The organism is Actinotalea ferrariae CF5-4, assembly GCF_000603945.1.
Lineage (GTDB): Bacteria > Actinomycetota > Actinomycetes > Actinomycetales > Cellulomonadaceae > Actinotalea > Actinotalea ferrariae.
Genome location: NZ_AXCW01000041.1, coordinates 1 through 18,498 on the forward strand (window position 1 = coordinate 1; position 18,498 = coordinate 18,498).

The 18,498-nt window shown below is 73.7% G+C and carries 15 protein-coding genes; 9 read left to right on the plus strand and 6 right to left on the minus strand.

Going from position 1 to position 18,498, the window contains the following annotated elements; all coding sequences use genetic code 11:
• Positions 1–188 precede the first annotated feature (188 nt).
• Both N866_RS05885 and N866_RS05890 read left to right on the plus strand, forming a co-directional pair.
• A complete protein-coding gene (locus N866_RS05885) occupies positions 189–1,139 on the plus strand; it encodes an HhH-GPD family protein (RefSeq protein ID WP_245612382.1) in 951 nt (316 codons plus the stop codon).
• Complete coding sequence (locus N866_RS05890; RefSeq protein ID WP_034224015.1) at positions 1,136–2,083, plus strand: aminoglycoside phosphotransferase family protein; 948 nt, start codon at positions 1,136–1,138, stop codon at positions 2,081–2,083. Before N866_RS05885 ends, N866_RS05890 begins: the two co-directional genes overlap by 4 nt.
• Positions 2,084–2,179: 96 nt before the next feature.
• Here N866_RS05890 and N866_RS05895 read toward each other — a convergent pair whose 3' ends face one another.
• Positions 2,180–2,740 carry an amino-acid N-acetyltransferase gene (locus tag N866_RS05895; protein WP_081802372.1) on the minus strand — a complete coding sequence of 187 codons (561 nt, stop codon included), beginning with the start codon at positions 2,738–2,740 and terminating at the stop codon, positions 2,180–2,182.
• Between the two features lie 77 nt (positions 2,741–2,817).
• Positions 2,818–3,774, minus strand: a complete 957-nt coding sequence (locus tag N866_RS05900; protein ID WP_034224016.1) for a sugar-binding transcriptional regulator — start codon at positions 3,772–3,774, stop codon at positions 2,818–2,820.
• 302 nt (positions 3,775–4,076) lie between these two features.
• Between N866_RS05900 and N866_RS05905 the strand changes: the two genes are divergently transcribed.
• From N866_RS05905 to N866_RS05920, 4 genes are all read left to right on the plus strand, one after another.
• Positions 4,077–5,891 (plus strand): glycerol-3-phosphate dehydrogenase/oxidase, encoded by a 1,815-nt coding sequence (locus N866_RS05905; RefSeq protein WP_034224018.1) that lies wholly within the window; start codon positions 4,077–4,079, stop codon positions 5,889–5,891.
• Between the two features lie 146 nt (positions 5,892–6,037).
• A complete protein-coding gene (locus tag N866_RS05910; RefSeq protein ID WP_034224021.1) occupies positions 6,038–6,772 on the plus strand; it encodes an MIP/aquaporin family protein in 735 nt (244 codons plus the stop codon).
• A gap of 149 nt (positions 6,773–6,921) precedes the next feature.
• Positions 6,922–8,439 (plus strand): glycerol kinase GlpK, encoded by a 1,518-nt coding sequence (glpK, locus tag N866_RS05915; protein WP_034224024.1) that lies wholly within the window; start codon positions 6,922–6,924, stop codon positions 8,437–8,439.
• 124 nt (positions 8,440–8,563) lie between these two features.
• The gene (locus N866_RS05920; protein WP_034224025.1) at positions 8,564–9,412 is read left to right on the plus strand and encodes an NAD-dependent epimerase/dehydratase family protein; all 849 of its coding nucleotides are present in this window, start codon (positions 8,564–8,566) and stop codon (positions 9,410–9,412) included.
• Between the two features lie 10 nt (positions 9,413–9,422).
• Here N866_RS05920 and N866_RS05925 read toward each other — a convergent pair whose 3' ends face one another.
• Positions 9,423–10,184, minus strand: coding sequence for a deoxyribonuclease IV (locus N866_RS05925; RefSeq protein ID WP_173406133.1), 762 nt, complete (start codon positions 10,182–10,184; stop codon positions 9,423–9,425).
• Between the two features lie 149 nt (positions 10,185–10,333).
• Between N866_RS05925 and N866_RS05930 the strand changes: the two genes are divergently transcribed.
• Positions 10,334–11,263 carry an AEC family transporter gene (locus N866_RS05930; RefSeq protein ID WP_034224027.1) on the plus strand — a complete coding sequence of 310 codons (930 nt, stop codon included), beginning with the start codon at positions 10,334–10,336 and terminating at the stop codon, positions 11,261–11,263.
• A gap of 27 nt (positions 11,264–11,290) precedes the next feature.
• Here the strand turns inward: N866_RS05930 and N866_RS05935 are convergent, their stop codons facing one another.
• Positions 11,291–12,271 (minus strand): LacI family DNA-binding transcriptional regulator, encoded by a 981-nt coding sequence (locus tag N866_RS05935; protein WP_034224029.1) that lies wholly within the window; start codon positions 12,269–12,271, stop codon positions 11,291–11,293.
• Positions 12,272–12,424: 153 nt separating this feature from the next.
• Here N866_RS05935 and manD point away from each other — a divergent pair, with 153 nt between their 5' ends.
• Both manD and N866_RS05945 read left to right on the plus strand, forming a co-directional pair.
• Complete coding sequence (gene manD / locus N866_RS05940; RefSeq protein ID WP_034224031.1) at positions 12,425–13,660, plus strand: D-mannonate dehydratase ManD; 1,236 nt, start codon at positions 12,425–12,427, stop codon at positions 13,658–13,660.
• Positions 13,650–15,722 (plus strand): alpha-glucuronidase, encoded by a 2,073-nt coding sequence (locus N866_RS05945; protein WP_052022448.1) that lies wholly within the window; start codon positions 13,650–13,652, stop codon positions 15,720–15,722. Before manD ends, N866_RS05945 begins: the two co-directional genes overlap by 11 nt.
• A 6-nt stretch (positions 15,723–15,728) precedes the next feature.
• On the opposite strand, the gene N866_RS05950 is transcribed toward N866_RS05945, so the two are convergent.
• Positions 15,729–16,415 carry a hypothetical protein gene (locus N866_RS05950; RefSeq protein ID WP_034224033.1) on the minus strand — a complete coding sequence of 229 codons (687 nt, stop codon included), beginning with the start codon at positions 16,413–16,415 and terminating at the stop codon, positions 15,729–15,731.
• 28 nt (positions 16,416–16,443) lie between these two features.
• Positions 16,444–18,489, minus strand: a complete 2,046-nt coding sequence (locus tag N866_RS05955; RefSeq protein ID WP_034224035.1) for a beta-galactosidase — start codon at positions 18,487–18,489, stop codon at positions 16,444–16,446.
• Positions 18,490–18,498 lie beyond the last annotated feature (9 nt).

An 18,498-nucleotide genomic window follows, 5' to 3' on the forward strand; every position in this document is an offset into this window, starting at 1 on the left:
GGTTCCTCCCGGGCGGGTCGTACCGGTCGCCACGGTACGACGGGCCTGCCGCCGCGAGGGGATGCCGCGCCGCGCCGGGAGGCGGCGGGAGCGGCAGGCCGGGGGACCGCGCGGAGCAGGCGGGCCGGGGACCGCGGAGCAGGCGGGCCGGGGGACCGCCGCGCGGGTGGGCCGGGCATGATGTCCGGGTGCTGCACCCGCTCGTCCCACCGGTCCTGGCGTGGTTCGACACCGCCGCGCGGGACCTGCCGTGGCGTGCGGCCGACCGGACGCCGTGGGGCGTGCTGGTGAGCGAGGTCATGCTCCAGCAGACGCCCGTGGCGCGGGTCGAGCCGCTGTGGCGGCGGTGGATGATGCGCTGGCCCACCCCCGCCGACCTCGCGGAGGAGAGCACGGCCGAGGTCCTCCGCGCGTGGGACCGGCTGGGCTACCCGCGGCGCGCCCTGCGCCTGCAGGAGTGCGCACGGGCCGTCGTGGAGCGGCACGACGGCGAGCTGCCCAGGACCGAGGCCGAGCTGCTTGCCCTGCCCGGGGTGGGGACGTACACGGCGGCGGCGGTGATGGCGTTCGCGCACGGACGCCGCGCCGTCGTCGTGGACACGAACGTGCGGCGCGTCCTGAGCCGCGCGATCGCCGGCGACGCCCTGCCCCCGCCCTCCCTGACACGCGGGGAGCTGCGGGACGCGGCCACGCTCGTCCCCGACGACGACGGGACGGCGAGCCGGTGGAGCGCCGCCGTCATGGAGCTGGGCGCGCTCGTGTGCACGGCCCGGTCCCCCCGCTGCGACGCGTGCCCGGTCGCGGAGCAGTGCGCGTGGCGCCGCGCGGGCCGACCCCCGGACGCGCTGGCCCCCGTGCGGCGCCGGCAGGCGTGGCACGGTACGGACCGTCAGGTCCGCGGTCGGATCATGGCGGAGCTCCGGGCGGCCGACCACCCGGTGCCGGCCGAGGTCCTGCTGGCCGCGGTGCCCGGCGACGAGACCCAGCGTCGGCGGTGCCTCGCCGGGCTGCTCGCCGACGGTCTCGTCGCGGCGCTCGAGCCCCTGCGCCGCCCGTCGGCCGGAGCGGCCGACGCGGAGGACGCGGACGACGACGCCGCCGTGCGCGACGACGCGGTCCTCTACGGGCTCCCCCGGTGACCGGACCGGGCGGACCCGCCGTCCGCGTGCCCGACGGCCTGCGCGCCCTGCCCGACCGCGAGCCGACGTGGGAGCCGTGGCTCGCCCGGCTCCCCGGGCTGGTCGGCGAGCTGCTGGACGAGTGGGATCTCGAGCCCGACGGCGAGGCGGCGCACGGCCAGTGCTCCCTCGTCCTGCCCGTGCTCGCCAGCGGGGTGCGCGCCGCGCTCAAGGTGGGCTGGCCGCACGACGAGGCCCGCCACGAGCACCTCGCCCTCCAGCACTGGCACGGGCGGGGCGCCGTGGAGCTGCTGCGCGCGGACCCGCACCGGTGGGCGCTGCTGCTGGAGCGGGCAGGTCCGGCGGACCTCGACCCGCTCGACGACGTCGCGGCGTGCGAGGCCGTCGGCGCGCTCTACGGCCTGCTGCACCGACCGGCCGTGCCGCGCTTGGACCGGCTCAGCGCGGCGGCCGCCGCGTGGTCGCGCCGGCTGACCGACCTCCCCCGCGACGCACCGGTCCCCCGCCGCATGGTCGAGCGGGCCGCCGGTCTGGCGCGCACGTTCGCCCAGGACCCGCGCACCGACGGCACCCTGCTGCACGGCGACCTGCACGGGCAGAACGTCCTCGCCTCGGACCGGCCGGAGGGCCCGCCGTGGCTCGCCATCGACCCGAAGCCGCTGTCCGGCGACCCGCACGCGGAGCCGGCGCCCCTGCTGTGGAACCGGTGGGACGAGGTCCTGGCGTCCGGGGACGTCCGCCGGGCGGTGCGCCGTCGGCTGGACGCGGTGGTGGACGCCGCCGGCCTGGACCCCGACCGCGCGCGGGACTGGGTGGTGGTCCGGGCGACGGTGAACGCGCTGTGGAAGGTCGAGTCCCTGGGGCAGCGGTCGGCCCCACCCGATGCGGGCGACCGGGAGTGGCTGACCCGCATGGTGACGATCGCGAAGGTCGTCCTGGACTGACCGGACGTCGGGTGCCTCTGCCCAGGTCGGCTCTGACCAGGTCAGGTCTCCCCTGGTCAGCTCGGGTGAGGTGAGGTCAGCTCGGGTCGGCTCAGGTCACGTCAGGTGGAGGAGCATCCGCGTGTTGCCCAGCGTGTTCGGCTTGACCCGCGCGAGGTCGAGGAACTCCGCGACGCCGTCGTCGTGGGACCGCAGGAGCTGGGCGTAGACCTCGGCGTCCACCGGCGTGCCCTCGATCGGCACGAAGCCGTGGGCGGCGAAGAAGTCGACCTCGAACGTCAGGCAGAACACCCGCCGCAGGCCCAGGTCGCGGGCGTGCTGCAGCAGGGCCTCGAGGAGCGCGTGCCCGACGCCGAGGCCGCGGGCGTCCGGGTGGACGGCGAGCGTGCGCACCTCGGCCAGGTCCGACCACATGACGTGCAGCGCCCCGCAGCCGACGACCCTGGCGGTGTCGTCCTCCGCGACGACGAACTCCTGCACCGCCTCGTAGTACCCCACGAGCTCCTTGGCCAGGAGGATGCGCCGCTGCGCGTACGGCTCGACGAGGTCCCGCACCGCGCCGACGTCCCGGGGCAGGGCACGTCGGATGCGGACGGCGGGTGTGGTCGCCGAGGGCCCGGCCTCCCTCGGCGGCTCCGGCGCAGGAACGGTCGTCACGCTCGTGAGGCTAGGGCGTCGCGGCGCGCGGCGCTGCGATCACGCCTTCCGGCTCGCCGCCTGGACCAGCGCGATGGTCACGCCTCGTGGCTCGCCGCCTGGACCAGCGCGGTGGCGGTCAGCTCGTCGACCACCAGGTCCGTGATGACGCCGGCGGCGAGGGCCGCCCGCAGCGGGGCCACCTTGTTGTCGCCCGCGACGGCGCAGACCCGGCGGGGGATCCGGCGCAGCTCGACGGGCGTGGGGCCGGTCGCACGGGCGTTGAGCGCGACGTCGTCGTAGCTGCCGTCCGCGCGGAGGAACACCGTGCAGACGTCCCCGACGACGCCCTCGTGGTGCAGCAGGTCCGCGTCCTCCTCGTCCAGGTAGCCGGCCGAGTAGACGTGGCTCGGCACCCCGCCGTGCAGGGCGCCGACACCGAAGAGCGCGATGTCTGCACGTCGTTGCACATCCAGGACACGCATGACCGACCGCTCGCGCCACATCGCGTCCTTCGTCTCCCGGTAGTCGAAGAAGGCGGGGACCGGGAAGTGGTGCACGGCCGCGTCGAACGCGGCCCCGAAGCTGGTGATGAGGTCGCTCGCGTACTCGAAGCCGCTGGTCCGGGTGTTGGCCGCGCCGTTGAGCTGCACGATCGCGCTGCCCCGGGTCGGCTTCGCGGACAGGTGCCGGCCGACGGCGGCGAGGGTCGTGCCCCACGCGATCGCCAGCACCATGTCCGAGTCGAACCACGAGCCGATGAGCTTCGCCGTGGTGCGGGCGACCTGCTCCAGCCGCTCGATCTCCGTGGAGGAGTCGGGGACGGGGACGACGTACGCCTCGATGCCGAACCGGCGCCCGATCGACCTGCTCAGGCCGGGTGCCTGGGTGCGCGCCGGTCGGATCGTGATCTCCACGAGCCCGGTGTCCCGTGCACGCTTGATCAGCCGCGACACCGTCGACCGCGAGGTGCCCAGGTGCCGGGCGATGACCTCCATCTTGATGTCCTGGAGGTAGTACATCGACGCGGCACGCAGCACGTCCTCCTGCTCCATCCCGACCTCCTCGTCGGCGTCCCGACCAGCTCGATCCCGGCGGTCCCGCGCGCCGGCGGCCCGGCGGACCGGACCCGTCGGGATCCTTGCCGTCAATCCTGCACGTATGTGCATCCGGGTTGCGCGTTCGTTCGACCTGCGACAAGCATAAGCCTGGCGCATGGTCGTGGGAAAAGATCCTTCAAGGGTCCTTCGTCCCGAGAGCACCAGGGACCTTGGTCCCGGGCACCGGCAACGCGCGGTAGAGGACGGCGACGGCGGCACATGCCCGAGCCGGACGTTCACTGGTCGAGGAGGACAGCGTGAGGACAGTCGCACTGACACCGCAGAAGCGGACCGAGGCGCTCGCGGCGCTCGAGGCGTCCGGCACCGAGGGCAACGAGCTCGACGTCCTCGTGATCGGCGGCGGAGTGACGGGCGCCGGGATCGCGCTCGACGCGGTGAGCCGCGGTCTGCGGGTCGGCATCGTCGAGGCCCAGGACTGGGGCAGCGGCACGTCGAGCCGCTCCAGCAAGCTCGTCCACGGCGGTCTGCGCTACCTCCAGATGCTCGACTTCCACCTCGTGCACGAGGCCCTCACCGAGCGGGACCTGCTGCTCAAGCGCATCGCGCCCCACCTGGTGAAGCCTGTGTCGTTCCTTTACCCGCTGGAGAACGCCTGGTGGGAGCGGGCGTACGTCGGCGCCGGCGTCGCACTCTACGACACGCTCGCGAGCCTGGCCCCCGGCAAGCGCGCCATGCCCTGGCACCGGCACCTCAGCCGCGCCGGCATGGAGCGGATGTTCCCCGACCTCAAGCACGACGCCGCCGTCGGCGCGGTCCGCTACTTCGACGCCAGCGTCGACGACGCGCGCCTCGTCGTCACGATCATCCGCACGGCGGTCTCCTACGGCGCCCTCGCCGCGAGCCGCACCCAGGTCGTCGAGCTGACCAAGCGGGGGACCGGCGTCGTCAACGGCGCCGTCGTCGCGGACCTCGAGACCGGCAAGGAGATCACGGTCCGCGCGGACCAGGTCATCAACGCCACGGGCGTCTGGACCGAGGAGACCGAGGCCCTCGCGGACACCGAGGGCGGCCTGCACGTCCTGGCGTCCAAGGGCATCCACATCGTCGTCCCGCGTGACCGGATCCGCGGTGAGGTCGGGCTGATCCTCCAGACCGAGAAGAGCGTCCTCTTCGTCATCCCGTGGTCGCGCTACTGGGTCATCGGCACCACCGACACACCGTGGAAGCAGGAGCTCCAGCACCCGGTCGCCACGGCGGCGGACATCGAGTACGTCCTCGACCACGCCAACGCCGTGCTCGAGCGCCCGCTGACGAAGGACGACATCATCGGCACCTGGGCGGGCCTGCGGCCCCTCCTGCAGCCGGGCACCAAGGAGGGGACCTCCTCCGCGAAGGTGTCCCGCGAGCACACGGTCGCCTCCCCCACCCCTGGTCTGACCGTGATCGCCGGCGGCAAGCTGACGACCTACCGCGTCATGGCCAAGGACGCCGTCGACTTCGCCCTCGGCGAGCGCGCCAAGACGAACCCGTCGATCACCGACCGCATCCCGCTCGTCGGTGCCGAGGGCCACGCGGTGCTGCAGCGCCAGGCCCGCCGCATCGCCGAGACGTACGGCTGGAGCCGCCCGATGGTCGAGCACCTGCTGCACCGCTACGGCTCGATGCTCACCGAGATCATCGACATGGTCGAGGAGCAGCCGGATCTCGCGAAGCCGCTGGACGGCGCGCCTGCCTACCTGCGTGCGGAGGTTGCCTACGCTGCGACGCATGAGGGTGTCCTGCACCTGGAGGACGTCCTTCTGCTGCGCACGCGACTCGTGTACGAGCAGGCGGACCAGGGCCTCGCCGCGATCGAGGAGATCGCGGAGGTCGTCGGCGCGCGTCTCGGCTGGGACGCCGCGACGCGCAAGGCGGAGGTCGAGTCCTACCGCGCTCGTTGCGAGGCCGAGGCCGCCGCCGCCGCCGAGCAGTCCGACGAGGCCGCCGAGACGGTGCGCCTCAAGGCCGCCGACGTCGCACCGCTGCGACCCCTCGGTGGCAAGGCCGAGCCCGGCGTGAAGCCCGGCTCCCCGGCCGACACCCCTGCCGCTCAGGGCCCTGCGGGCACCTGACGCACCCTCTCCGCACCGGCGCCGGCTCGTTCCCCGGCCGGCCCGGTGCGGCCCCCAGACCCTCCGGCACCCCGGCCGGAGCCAGCTCCGGGTCCCCCGGACCGGAGCGCACGTGACAACGAAGTCTCGACTGAAACGAGGAACTCATGGACGTGACCCTTGGGCAGGTCTTCATCTCGGAGGTGATCGGCACAGGCCTCCTGCTCCTCCTGGGTGCGGGCGTCGTCGCCAACGTCATCCTCCCCGCCAACAAGGGCTTCAACGCCGGCTGGCTCACCATCAACTTCGGGTGGGGTCTTGCCGTCTTCGCCGGTGTGTACGCCGCCTACAAGTCGGGCGCGCACCTCAACCCCGCCGTCACCGTCGGCCTGCTGGCCAACGGTGCGGAGGAGTACGCACCGGGCGTCGAGGTGAGCGTCATGTCGACGCTCGTCTACTTCGCCGGTGAGATGGTCGGTGCCTTCCTCGGTGCCGTGCTCGCCTTCCTGGCGTACAAGAAGCACTTCGACGAGCCGGCCGACCCGGCCGTCAAGCTGGGCGTCTTCTCGACCGGCCCGGCGATCCGCTCCTACGGCTGGAACGTGGTGACCGAGGTCCTCGGCACCTTCGTGCTCGTGTTCGTCATCCTGAACTTCGCCAACTCGCCGTCGGAGCTCGGCCCGCTCGCGGTCGCCATGCTCGTCGTCGGTATCGGTGCGAGCCTCGGTGGCCCCACGGGCTACGCCATCAACCCGGCCCGTGACCTCGGCCCGCGCATCGCCCACGCGATCCTCCCGATCAAGGGCAAGGGCTCCAGCGACTGGGGCTACGCCTGGGTCCCGGTCGTGGGCCCGCTCATCGGTGGTGCGCTGGCCGGTCTCCTGGCCGCCGCGCTCGCCTGAGCCGCTGCTGCGCGGGTGAGGCCGACGCTCGACCGCGTCCTCACCCGCGCAGCACCCGCCGACCGGACGGCACCTTCCGGAACCGCAGCAGCAGGACAGCAGCACCATCCAGCACAGCAGCAACCCCCACGAAGAGGTGAAGGACTGACATGGCTGACTACATCCTCGCGATCGACCAGGGCACCACGTCCACCCGCGCGATCGTGTTCGACCACTCCGGATCGATCGTCTCCAGCGGCCAGAAGGAGCACGAGCAGATCTTCCCGCGCGCCGGCTGGGTCGAGCACGACCCCGAGGAGATCTGGGTCAACACCCGTGAGGTCGTGGGCCTGGCCCTGACCCGCGCGAACCTGACGCACAACGACATCGCGGCCGTCGGCATCACCAACCAGCGCGAGACCGCCGTCGTCTGGGACCGCAAGACCGGCAAGCCGGTCTACAACGCGATCGTCTGGCAGGACACCCGCACGCAGAAGATCGCGGACGACCTGGCCGCCCTGGGCGGCGGCAACGACCGCTACAAGGAGCGCGTCGGCCTCCCGCTGGCCACGTACTTCTCGGGCCCGAAGATCCGCTGGATCCTCGACAACGTCGAGGGCGCCCGTGAGGCCGCCGAGCGTGGCGACCTGGCGTTCGGCAACACCGACTCGTGGGTCGTGTGGAACATGACCGGCGGCGTCGACGGCGGCGTGCACGTCACGGACGTCACCAACGCCTCGCGCACCATGCTCATGAACATCGACTCGCTCACCTGGAACGAGGAGATCGCGGGCGAGATGGGCATCCCGATGTCCATGCTCCCGGAGATCCGCTCCTCCTCCGAGGTGTACGGCAAGGGACGCCCCGGCGGCATGGTGCCGGGCGTGCCGATCGCGGGCATCCTCGGCGACCAGCAGGCGGCGACCTTCGGCCAGGCCTGCTTCGAGGTCGGCACCGCCAAGAACACGTACGGCACGGGCAACTTCATGCTCCTGAACACCGGCACGGAGCCGGTGCACTCCAAGAACGGCCTGCTCACGACGGTCTGCTACAAGATCGGAGACGCGCCGCAGGTCTACGCGCTCGAGGGTGCGATCGCGGTCACCGGCTCGCTCGTGCAGTGGCTCCGCGACAACCTCGGCCTCATCAAGGACGCCCCGGAGATCGAGAAGCTCGCCGCGACGGTCGAGGACAACGGCGGCGCCTACTTCGTGCCGGCGTTCTCGGGGCTCTTCGCCCCGTACTGGCGCGGTGACGCCCGCGGTGTGCTCGCCGGCCTGACCCGGTACGTGAACAAGGGCCACATCGCGCGGGCGGCGCTGGAGGCCACTGCCTTCCAGACCCGCGAGGTGCTCGACGCGATGAACGCCGACTCCGGCGTGGACCTCACGGAGCTCAAGGTCGACGGCGGCATGGTCCAGAACGAGCTGCTCATGCAGTTCCAGGCGGACATCCTCGGCGTGCCCGTGGTTCGCCCCAAGGTCGCGGAGACGACGGCGCTCGGTGCCGCCTACGCCGCCGGCATCGCCGTCGGGTTCTGGCAGGGCGAGCAGGACGTCATCGACAACTGGGCCGAGGACAAGCGGTGGACCCCGGACATGGACGAGGAGCACCGGGCCCGGACGTACCGCAACTGGAAGAAGGCCGTCACCAAGACGTTCGACTGGGTCGACGAGGACGTCCACTGACGGGACGCGGGCCGGCACAGCGGCCCGCAGCTCGACCCGGACGGGGCCTCACGCCACAGGGCGTGGGGCCCCGTCCCCGTCCCGCCCGGCCGCGCCGCCGTCGTCCGCCTGCAAGGATGGCCGCATGACGACGACGGTTGCGGTCACCGGGGCGTACGGCAAGGCAGGCAGGGCGGTGGTCGCGGACCTCCTCGCCCACGGCTACGAGGTCCTCGCGAGCGACCTCGCCGGGCCGGCGGGCGACCAGAACGACCTGGGCACACCGCTCGTGCTCGCCGACCTCACCGACTACGGCCAGGCCTTCGAGGCGGTCGCGGGCGCGGACGTCGTCGTGCACCTGGCCAACATTCCGGCGCCCGGCCGCGCCACCGCGCCGGAGACGCTCAACCGCAACACCGCGATGAACCAGAACGTCTTCCTGGCCGCCGCCCGGCTCGGGGTCCGCCGGGTCGTGTGGGCCTCGAGCGAGACGACGCTCGGCCTGCCGTTCGACACCGCGCCGCGCTACGCGCCGGTCGACGAGGCGCACTTCCCGCTGCCGACGACGACGTACGCGCTGTCCAAGGTCCTCGCCGAGCAGGCCGCGCACCACGTCAGCGAGTGGTCCGGGATCCCGTTCGTCGGCCTGCGCCTGTCGAACATCCACACGGTCGAGGACTACGCGGCGGTCCCGGGCTACCACCACGACCCGGCGCTGCGCCGGTGGAACCTCTGGGGGTACGCCGACGTGCGCGACGTCGCGACGGCGTTCCGGCTCGGGGTGGAGTCGGACTCGACGGGCTCCCAGAACGTCGTGATCGCCGCCGGGGACACGATCATGGACACGCCCTCGGGCGAGCTGCTCGCGCGCGAGTTCCCCGGCGTGCGGCTCACGCGGGAGATCGACACCTTCGAGACGCTGCTGGCGGTCGACGGCGCCCGGGAGCTCCTCGGCTACCACCCCGCGCACTCGTGGCGGCAGCACGTGGGCTGAGGCTCCCGCCTCAGCCGGCGAGCGCGGCCCGCAGGAACGCGATGTCCTCCGCCTGCCGCTCGGCCGGCGTCTCGACGATCACGTCGCACGCCGCCTCCTGCACGACGTGCGCGAGGAGCTCCGCCGGGATCGTGCCGGTGGCGAAGTTCGCGTGCCGGTCGCGGCTGGAGTCGAACGGGTCGCGCGAGCTGTTGGCGTGCACGAGGTCGATCCGACCGGTGATCGCCACGACCCGCTCGACGACCGTCTCGAGGTCCTCCCCCGCGGCCCAGGCGTGGCACGTGTCCAGGCAGAAGCCGACGTCGTAGCCGCCGATCGCGTCCCACAGCCGGGCGATGCGGTCCAGGTGGCGCGCGCACGCGTTCTCGCCGCCCGCCGTGTTCTCCACGAGCACCCGGACGGGGAACGTCGCGCGCTCGAACGTCTTGCGCCAGTTCTCGATGCCGGTCGCGACGTCGTCACCGTCGCCGACGTGCCCGCCGTGCACGATGAGGCCCCGGGCGCCGAGGCCGTCCGCGGCCGCCGCGTGCTGGGCGATCATGTTGCGGCTCGGGATGCGGATCCGGTTGTTCGTCGAGGCGACGTTCACCAGGTACGGCGCGTGGACGTAGACGCCGAGGCCGGAGTCACGGATCGCGTCGGCGTCCTCGCGGGGCTGGGGCTTCTTCCAGCTCTGCGGGTCGCCCGCGAAGAGCTGGATCGCCTCGGCCCCGACGGCCTGCGCGGCGGCGACCGGGTCGTCGTCGCGGACATGCGCCCCGATGAGCACCATGGAGACCTCCTGCCTCGAGCGGACGGACCGGGTCAGGCTAACCGGCGGACCGCGGCACGGGGCCGGCAGGTGGGACCGGACCGCACCGGACCGGACGGGACCGGACCGGACGGGACGGGTGAGGCCCGGGCGGGTGGGAGGATCGCCCGGTGACGGGGGTCCTCGCAGCGCTCGGCGTCATCGCCGCGATCGCGACGGCGGGCTGGGTGCTCGGCCGGCTCGGGGCGCTCGGCCCGGACGCCGACGGCGTGCTGGCGCGCGTCGTCTTCGTCGTCGCCGCCCCGGCGCTGCTCCTGGTGACGATCGCGCACACCGACCTGCACGTGCTCCTCTCGCGGACCGCGCTCGTCACCGCCGCGTCGACCGCCGTCGTCGCCCTCACCGCCGCGGCCGTGCTGCGCGGCGTGTGGCGCCGGCCGGTGGACGAGGCGGTCCTGGGGACGCTCTCCGCGTCGTACCTCAACGCCGCGCACCTGGGCATCCCGCTCGCGGTCTACCTGCTCGGGGACGCCGTCGCCGTCGTGCCGACGCTGCTGTTCCAGCAGCTCGTCCTGGCGCCGATCGGCTTCTCCGTGCTCGAGGCGAGCCGCGCCCGGGTGCCCGGGGCGCCCTCGGTGGGGCGCGCCGTCGTCGGCCGCACGCTGCGGAACCCGATCATCGTCGCGTCGCTGACGGGGCTGCTCCTCGCGGCGCTGCCCTGGGAGCTGCCCGAGCTGGTCTACGAGCCGTTCCGGCTCGTCGGCGCGGCCGCTGCGCCGCTCGCGCTGCTCGCCTTCGGGCTGTCGCTGTCGGCGCGGCGCGTGGCGGGGCACCGGCTGTGGAGCCGGGACCTGGTCCTGGTCGCCGGCCTGCGGTCGCTGGCGCACCCGGCGCTGGCCTTCGGGCTCGGCACGGCGGTCGGCCTCGAGGGCGGTGCGCTGCTCGCCGTCACGACCATGGCCGCCCTGCCCACCGCCCAGAACGTCCTCATGTACGCGTTGCACTACGGGGCCGGGCGGCGGCTCGCGCGGGACGCGGGGCTGGTGACGACGCTCCTGGCGGTGCCGGCGGTCCTGGTGGTGGCCGCGGCGCTGGGGTGAGCGGGTCGCGCCCTCAGGACCGGCCGCTCACGCCCGGGCCCGCCCGGAGGACTCGCGGACCACGAGGTGGGTCGGCAGGAGCACCGGGTCGACGGTGCGTCCCTCCAGGCTGGCGAGCAGCAGGTCCGCGCCGTGGTGCCCGGCCCGTTCGAGCGGGACGGCGACCGTGGTCAGCGCCGGCCGCACGAGGTCCGCGCCGAAGATGTCGTCGCAGCCGACGACGCTCATCCGCTCCGGCACGGCGACCCGACGGGCGGCGAGCCGGTCGAGGACGCCGAACGCGAGGAGGTCGTTGAAGGCGATCACGGCCGTCACGCCCGCGCTCAGCGCCGCGTCGGCCGCGGCCGGTCCCGCCTCGCGACGCGGTGCGTAGGGACCGAGCCACACGACGTCGACGCCGGCCCGACGCACCGCCTGCCGCAGGGCCGAGCGACGCCGTCGGTCGGACCACGAGGACCGCGGGCCCCCCGCGTACGCGATGCGCCGGTGACCGAGCGACACGAGGTGGTCCAGCGCCTGGACGGCGCCGCCCGGGGTGTCGACGAGGACGTACGCCCCGCCGACCTGCCGGTTGATCGTCACCAGGGGCACCGACCGCGACCACACCTCCAGCCGCTGCGCCTCGAGCCGGGGAGCGGCGAGGACGACGCCGTCGACGCGGGAGCGCAGCCGGCGCAGCGCGCGCTCCTCGGCGTCCACGGACTCCTCGGAGTCGACGAGCACGTGCACGTACCCGCCGTCGCGCAACCGAGCCTGGATGCCGCGGATGATCCCGAAGAAGTACGGGTTCGCGATGTCCGGCACGACGAGCGCGACGGTGCCCGTCATCCCCTCGCGTAGGAGCCGGACGGCGCCACCGACCGGGTACCCGAGGCGCTCGGCGGCCTCGACCACGCGGGAGGTGGTCGCCTCGCTCACCCGGCCGGGCCGGGACAGCGCCCGGGACGCCGTCGAGACGGCGACGCCCGCCTCGGCCGCGACCTGGCGCAGCGTCGGGGTGCGGTCCATGGGCGCTCCTCCCCGGCTCGGCACCCCTCGAGGAGTGCTCGGCCTCATGGTGGTGCCGGCGCGCACGGTTGGCAACAACCCTGGCAACGCGTTGCCATGCGCGATGCGGGCACCTAGCGTCGCCGCGACCGACGACGTCGTCAGGAGGACGTGATGGCCGGAACCACCATCCGCAGCGCCGAGGTGCTCGTGGCGAGCCCCGGGCGCAACTTCGTGACCCTGCGGGTCATGACCGAGGACGGCGTCGTGGGGCTCGGTGACGCGACCCTGAACGGCCGGGAGCTCGCCGTCGCCTCCTACCTGACCGACCACGTCGTCCCGCTGCTGCTCGGCCGCGACGCCCACCGCATCGAGGACACCTGGCAGTTCCTCTACCGCGGTGCGTACTGGCGCCGCGGACCGGTGACCATGGCCGCGATCGCCGCCGTCGACGTCGCCCTGTGGGACATCAAGGCGAAGGTCGCCGGCCTGCCGCTCTACCAGCTCCTCGGGGGCGCCTCCCGCACCGGGGTCATGGCCTACGGCCACGCGTCGGGCCGGGACGTCCCCGAGCTGCTCGACTCGATCCGCGCCCAGCAGGCCGAGGGCTTCCGCTCGATCCGGGTGCAGACCTCCGTGCCCGGGATCGACAAGGTCTACGGCGTCGCGGCCCAGCCGTCGACCTCGGGCCGCTACGACTACGAGCCCGCCCAGCGCGCCCCGCTGCCGGCGGAGGAGGACTGGGACACGTCCGCCTACCTGCGCCACGTCCCGGGTGTCTTCGAGGCGGTCCGGAACGAGTTCGGGCCGGCGCTGCCGCTCCTGCACGACGCGCACCACCGCCTGACCCCGATCCAGGCCGCCCGCCTGGGCCGTGCGCTCGAGCCCTACGACCTGTTCTGGCTCGAGGACTGCACGCCCGGGGAGAACCAGGACGCGCTCCGCCTGGTCCGGCAGCACACGACGACACCACTGGCCATCGGCGAGGTGTTCACCACCGTGTGGGACTACCAGACGCTCGTCCGCGAGCAGCTCTTCGACTACGTGCGCTCCTCGGTCACGCACGCCGGGGGCGTCACGGCGCTCCGCAGGATCGTCGACTACGCGGCGCAGTACCAGATCAAGAGCGGGTTCCACGGACCGACCGACATCTCCCCGGTCGGCATGGCCGCCGCCCTGCACCTGGACCTCGCGGTCCACAACTTCGGCATCCAGGAGTACATGCAGCACAGCGCCGCGACCGACGAGGTCTTCCGGCAGACGTTCACCTGGGCGGACGGCCACCTGCACCCGGGCGAGGAGCCCGGCATCGGCGTGACGTACGACGACGACGCCGCGGCGCACCACCCGTACCAGGCGGCCTACCTGCCGTTCAACCGACTCAAGGACGGGACCGTCCATGACTGGTGACGTCACGACCACGACCCCGGACGAGGGCTGGGTGCACCCCGCGTGGCTGCCCGCAGAGGCGTGGCGCCCGGTGGGATCCCGGCGCGTCGCCGTCGTCGGCGACGGGCGGGACGCGCCGGCCGACACCCGGTCCACGCAGGAGCACCCCGTGCTGGCGACGGTCCGCGCGGAGCTCCGCGCCGCCACGCAGCGCTGGGGCGGCGCCCTGGTGGCAACCGGTCGGGGCGCCGCGGACCTCGACCCGGGCCCCGACCTCGTGCTCGTCGTGGGCGACGGGGCAGGCGAGGCGTTCACCGTCGACCACGGGCCCGCGCTCACGGTGACGGCCGACGGCCCGCTCGGCCTCCTGCACGGCCTGCACCACGTGGTGCGTCACGGCGAGGCGGCCTTCGTCGGCGCGCCCGCCGCGGGCCTGACCGGCCGGCACGCGCCCGTGCAGCCGGTCCGGATGCTCGACCACTGGGACAACCTCGAGGTCCACCCCGTAATGGGCCAGGTCGAGCGCGGTTACGCCGGAGGCTCGATCTTCTGGGACGACGGGCGGCTCCGGGACGACCTGGCACGGGCCGCGTCCTACGCCCGCCTGCTCGGGTCGACCGGCATCAACGCGGTCGCCGTCAACAACGTCAACGTCCACCGCGTCGAGGCGCGCCTCCTCACCGACGGGCTCGACCAGGTCGCGCGGCTCGCGGAGGTGTTCCGCCCGTGGGGCATCCGGACGTACCTCTCCGTGTCGTTCGCGGCCCCGGTCGTCGTCGGCGGCCTCACCACCTCCGACCCGCTCGACGAGGACGTCCGCCGCTGGTGGGCCGAGGCCGCGGACCGCGTGTGGGCGCGGATCCCGGACTTCGGCGGGTTCGTGGTCAAGGCCGACTCCGAGGGGCAGCCGGGTCCCTTCGCCTACGGCCGCGACCACGCCGACGGGGCGAACCTCCTGGCCCGGGCGGTCGCGCCCCATGGCGGGACGGTCTTCTGGCGGGCGTTCGTCTACGACCACCAGCAGGACTGGCGGGACCGCACGACCGACCGCGCCCGCGCGGCGCACGACCACTTCACCCCGCTCGACGGACGGTTCGACGACAACGTCGTGGTCCAGGTCAAGCAAGGGCCGATCGACTTCCAGGTCCGCGAGCCGGTGTCCCCGCTGCTCGCCGCGATGCCGGCGACCCGGGTGGCCGTCGAACTCCAGGTGACCCAGGAGTACACGGGGCAGCAGCGCCACGTCTGCTACCTCGGCCCTGCGTGGTCGCAGGTGCTGTCCTTCCAGCCCTGGGGGAGCCCGGGCCCCACCGTCGCCGACGTCGCCGCCGGGCACGGTCCCGGTGCGCGCGCCGCGGGCGTCGTCGCCGTGTCGAACGTCGGGGACGACCCGTTCTGGACCGGTCACCCGCTCGCGCAGGCCAACCTCTACGCCTTCGGGCGGCTGGCCTGGGACCCTGCGCTCGACCCCACGGACGTCCTGGACGAGTGGATCCGGCTCACGTTCGGCGACGACCCGGCGGTCGCCTCGACGGTGCACGAGGTCATGGACGAGTCGTGGACGACGTACGAGGACTACACGGCGCCGCTCGGCATCGGGTTCATGGTCCGGCCCGGCGGGCACTACGGCCCGGACGTCGACGGGTACGAGTACACGCCCTGGGGCACGTACCACTTCGCCGACCGCGACGGGATCGGGGTGGACCGGACCCGGGCGACAGGGACCGGGTTCACCGGCCAGTACCCGTCGCCCTGGCGTGACGTGTACGAGTCGCCCGAGACGTGCCCGGACGAGCTCCTGCTCTTCTTCCACCACGTGCCGTACACGCACCGCCTGCGCAGCGGCGTCACGGTCGTCCAGCACGTGTACGACACGCACCTGCGGGGCGTCGAGCGCGTCGAGGAGATGGCGCAGGCCTGGGCCGAGCTGGCCGGCCGGGTGGACCCGCGCGTCGACGCACGCGTCCGCGAGCGCCTGGCCGAGCAGCGGCGCTCCGCGGTGGAGTGGCGCGACCAGCTCACCACGTACTTCCTGCGCAAGTCCGGGGTGCCCGACGAGCACGGGCGGCCCCTGTACCCCTGAGCCGGCTCAGCCGGAGGCGACGAAGCGCTCCCGCACCAGGTCGAGCACCGGGGCCTCGTTCCGCAGCAGCCCGAACGTCAGGACCGAGGCCAGGAGCACGACGACGGCGTCGAAGGTCACCACGGTCAGCCCGACGGCCAGGACCACGTAGGAGAGCAGGCCCAGCGTCCGCAGCGGGGTCGTGTACAGGGTGAAGACCGCGATCCGCAGCACGTCGCGGAGGCGGAAGGAGAACGTCGAGGCCACCGCGAGCGCCCGGAGCGCCCCGAGGAGCACGACGACCGCGAGGACGACCTGGACGCCGGCGAGCGCGCCGCCCGGGGTGCCGGAACCGAAGGACACGTTGACGCCGAGGACGAGCAGGACCGCGACCGCCGGCACCCAGACGGCCAGCGCGTCGCGGAGGTTGACCGCGTAGCCGCGGCGGAACGACGGCGACGGGGCGACGTCGTCGGCCGTCATGGCTTCGTCCCGCCGGCGCCAGGCGAACAGGGCCGCCGCGAGCGCGGGGCCCAGCGGCACGGCCGCGAGCGCGAAGAGCGGGAGGTTGCTCGGGTCGGGCGCGAGCCAGAACGCCAGGGCGAGCCCGGGCGCCGTCGCCAGCAGGAACCACAGCTCCAGCAGGAGGAACCAGTGGACCGTGGTCGCGGCGCGGGACAGGGTCCCGTCGCCGAAGGACCGCGGGTCGCTCACCGGCCGGCCTCCTCGCCTCGTCGAGGCGTCATCGTCCCACCTCGAGGACGAGCACGTCGGTGGGGGCCAGCGCCAGGGCGTCGCCGGCGCGGACCTCGCGCCCGGTGAGCAGGTCCGTCGCGTCGACGTGCGCCCGGACCTCGACCGCCTCGTCCCCGTGGTGCAGCAGCAGCTCGTAGCGCCGCCCGCCGACCTCGCGGACGGCGTGCTCGAGCCCGGGTGCGTCCGCGAACGGCCCGAGCAGCCCGTGCCGGTCCAGGACCCGCCGCAGGACCCACGCGGTGCCGTCGGCGTCGAGGAGGGTGCCGACGTACCAGACCTCCCCCGCCCCGTGCCGGTTCCTCGTCACCGCGGCGGTCCCGGCGTAGAAGTCGGACCCGTAGGTGCCGACGACCTCCGCACCCTGCGGCAGCACGAGGTCGAACACGAGCCGGCCGGCACAGGTCACCGTGTCGCCCGGGGCCGACGGGTCCGTGAGGGTCACCGGGTTGGCGACGTCCGGCGGCTGCGCGTCCGTCTCGTCCACCCGCACGCCGGCCATCGCGCCGAGGGGGCCCGGGACGTCCGCGAGGAACGCGTTGTCCGCCTCGTCGACCCGCCCGGAGAGCACCCCGGTGACGACCGTCCCGCCGCGCGCGGCGACGGCCGCCAAGCGGTCCGCGATGTCGCCCTCGAGCAGGTGCAGGAGCGGCGCGACGACGACGTCGTACCGGTCGAGGTCCGCGGTCACGGGCACGACGTCGACCTGCGCGCCGGCCTCCCACAGCGCCCGGTGCCACGCGACCTGCGTGCCCGGGTAGGACACGTGCCGGTTGGGGCCGTCGGACATCTCGACCGCCCACCACGAGTCCCAGTCGAAGAGGACCGCGACCCGCGCCGGGGTCCGGGCGCCCAGGAGCCGGTCGCCGAGCCGCTCGAGCTCCGCCCCGAGCGCGGCGACCTCGCGGAAGAGGCGCGTGCCCGTCCGTCCGGAGTGCCCGAGCACGGCGCCGTGGTACTTCTCGCACGCACCGCGGGACTGGCGCATCTGGAAGAAGAGGGCGGCGTCGGCACCGTGGGCGACCGCCTGCCAGGTCCACAGCCGCAGCACCCCCGGCCGCTTGACCGGGTTGACGTCCCGCGACGCCGTCGTGGACGGCGTCTGCTCCATGAGCCAGAACGGCTGCCCGTCCTTGAGGCCCCGCATCAGGTCGTGGGTCAGGGCCATGCGCGACGCCGACCGGTCGTCCGGCGGGTAGTTGTCCCAGGAGGCGAAGTCGAGGTGCGGCGCCCAGCGGTGGTAGTCGAGCGGCCGGAACATGCCCATGAAGTTGGTCGTCACGGGCTTGTCGGAGAACGCGCGGATCGCGTCCTTCTCCTCCCGGAACGTGCGCAGCATCGCGTCGGACTGGAACCGCCGGTAGTCGAGCGTGATCCCCTGGAACGCCGTGTGGTCCGGCCCGCGCCAGTGCTCGGTCAGCATGTTCGGCGGGGCGATCTGGTCCCAGTCGGTGAAGCGGTGCGACCAGAAGGTCGTGCTCCACGCGTGGTTGAGCGTCGCGAGGTCCCCGTAGCGCTCCCGCAGCCACGCGCGGAAGTCGGCCCCGCACCGCTCGCACCAGCAGCCGCCGTCGAACCCCCCGTACTCGTTGTTCACGTGCCAGGCGACGACGGCGGGGTGGTCACCGAAGCGCTCGGCGACGCGGCCGGCGAGAGCGGCCGCGGCCCGGCGGTAGACGGTCGAGCTGGGACAGGCGTTGTGGCGCTGCCCGTAGCCGTGGACCCGCCCCTGGAAGTCGGTGCGGTTCACCTCGGGGTGCTCGGTGGCGAGCCAGGGCGGGAGCGCCCCGGTCCCCGTGGCCAGGCACACCTGACGCCCCTCGGCGTGGGCGCGCTCGACGACCTCCTCGAGGACCGACAGGTCGTACGTGTCCGCGTCGGGCTGCGTCAGCGCCCAGGCGAAGACGCCGACGGTCAGCGTGTCGATGCGGGCCAGGTCGAAGGCCCGGTGATCCTCCGCCCAGACCTCCCGAGGCCACTGCTCGGGGTTGTAGTCGCCGCCGTAGGCGATCCTGGGCGTCCGGGGCAGGCTCATCGGTCTTCC

What these genes read in the sequence shown, in the direction of transcription:
- N866_RS05955 (WP_034224035.1), bottom strand. Translation starts at nt 18,489, where the DNA reads ATGAGCCTGCCCCGGACGCCCAGGATCGCCTACGGCGGCGACTACAAC.
- manD (WP_034224031.1), top strand. Translation starts at nt 12,425, where the DNA reads ATGGCCGGAACCACCATCCGCAGCGCCGAGGTGCTCGTGGCGAGCCCC.
- N866_RS05910 (WP_034224021.1), top strand. Translation starts at nt 6,038, where the DNA reads ATGGACGTGACCCTTGGGCAGGTCTTCATCTCGGAGGTGATCGGCACA.
- N866_RS05920 (WP_034224025.1), top strand. Translation starts at nt 8,564, where the DNA reads ATGACGACGACGGTTGCGGTCACCGGGGCGTACGGCAAGGCAGGCAGG.
- N866_RS05935 (WP_034224029.1), bottom strand. Translation starts at nt 12,271, where the DNA reads ATGGACCGCACCCCGACGCTGCGCCAGGTCGCGGCCGAGGCGGGCGTC.
- N866_RS05945 (WP_052022448.1), top strand. Translation starts at nt 13,650, where the DNA reads ATGACTGGTGACGTCACGACCACGACCCCGGACGAGGGCTGGGTGCAC.
- N866_RS05900 (WP_034224016.1), bottom strand. Translation starts at nt 3,774, where the DNA reads ATGGAGCAGGAGGACGTGCTGCGTGCCGCGTCGATGTACTACCTCCAG.
- N866_RS05925 (WP_173406133.1), bottom strand. Translation starts at nt 10,184, where the DNA reads ATGGTGCTCATCGGGGCGCATGTCCGCGACGACGACCCGGTCGCCGCC.
- glpK (WP_034224024.1), top strand. Translation starts at nt 6,922, where the DNA reads ATGGCTGACTACATCCTCGCGATCGACCAGGGCACCACGTCCACCCGC.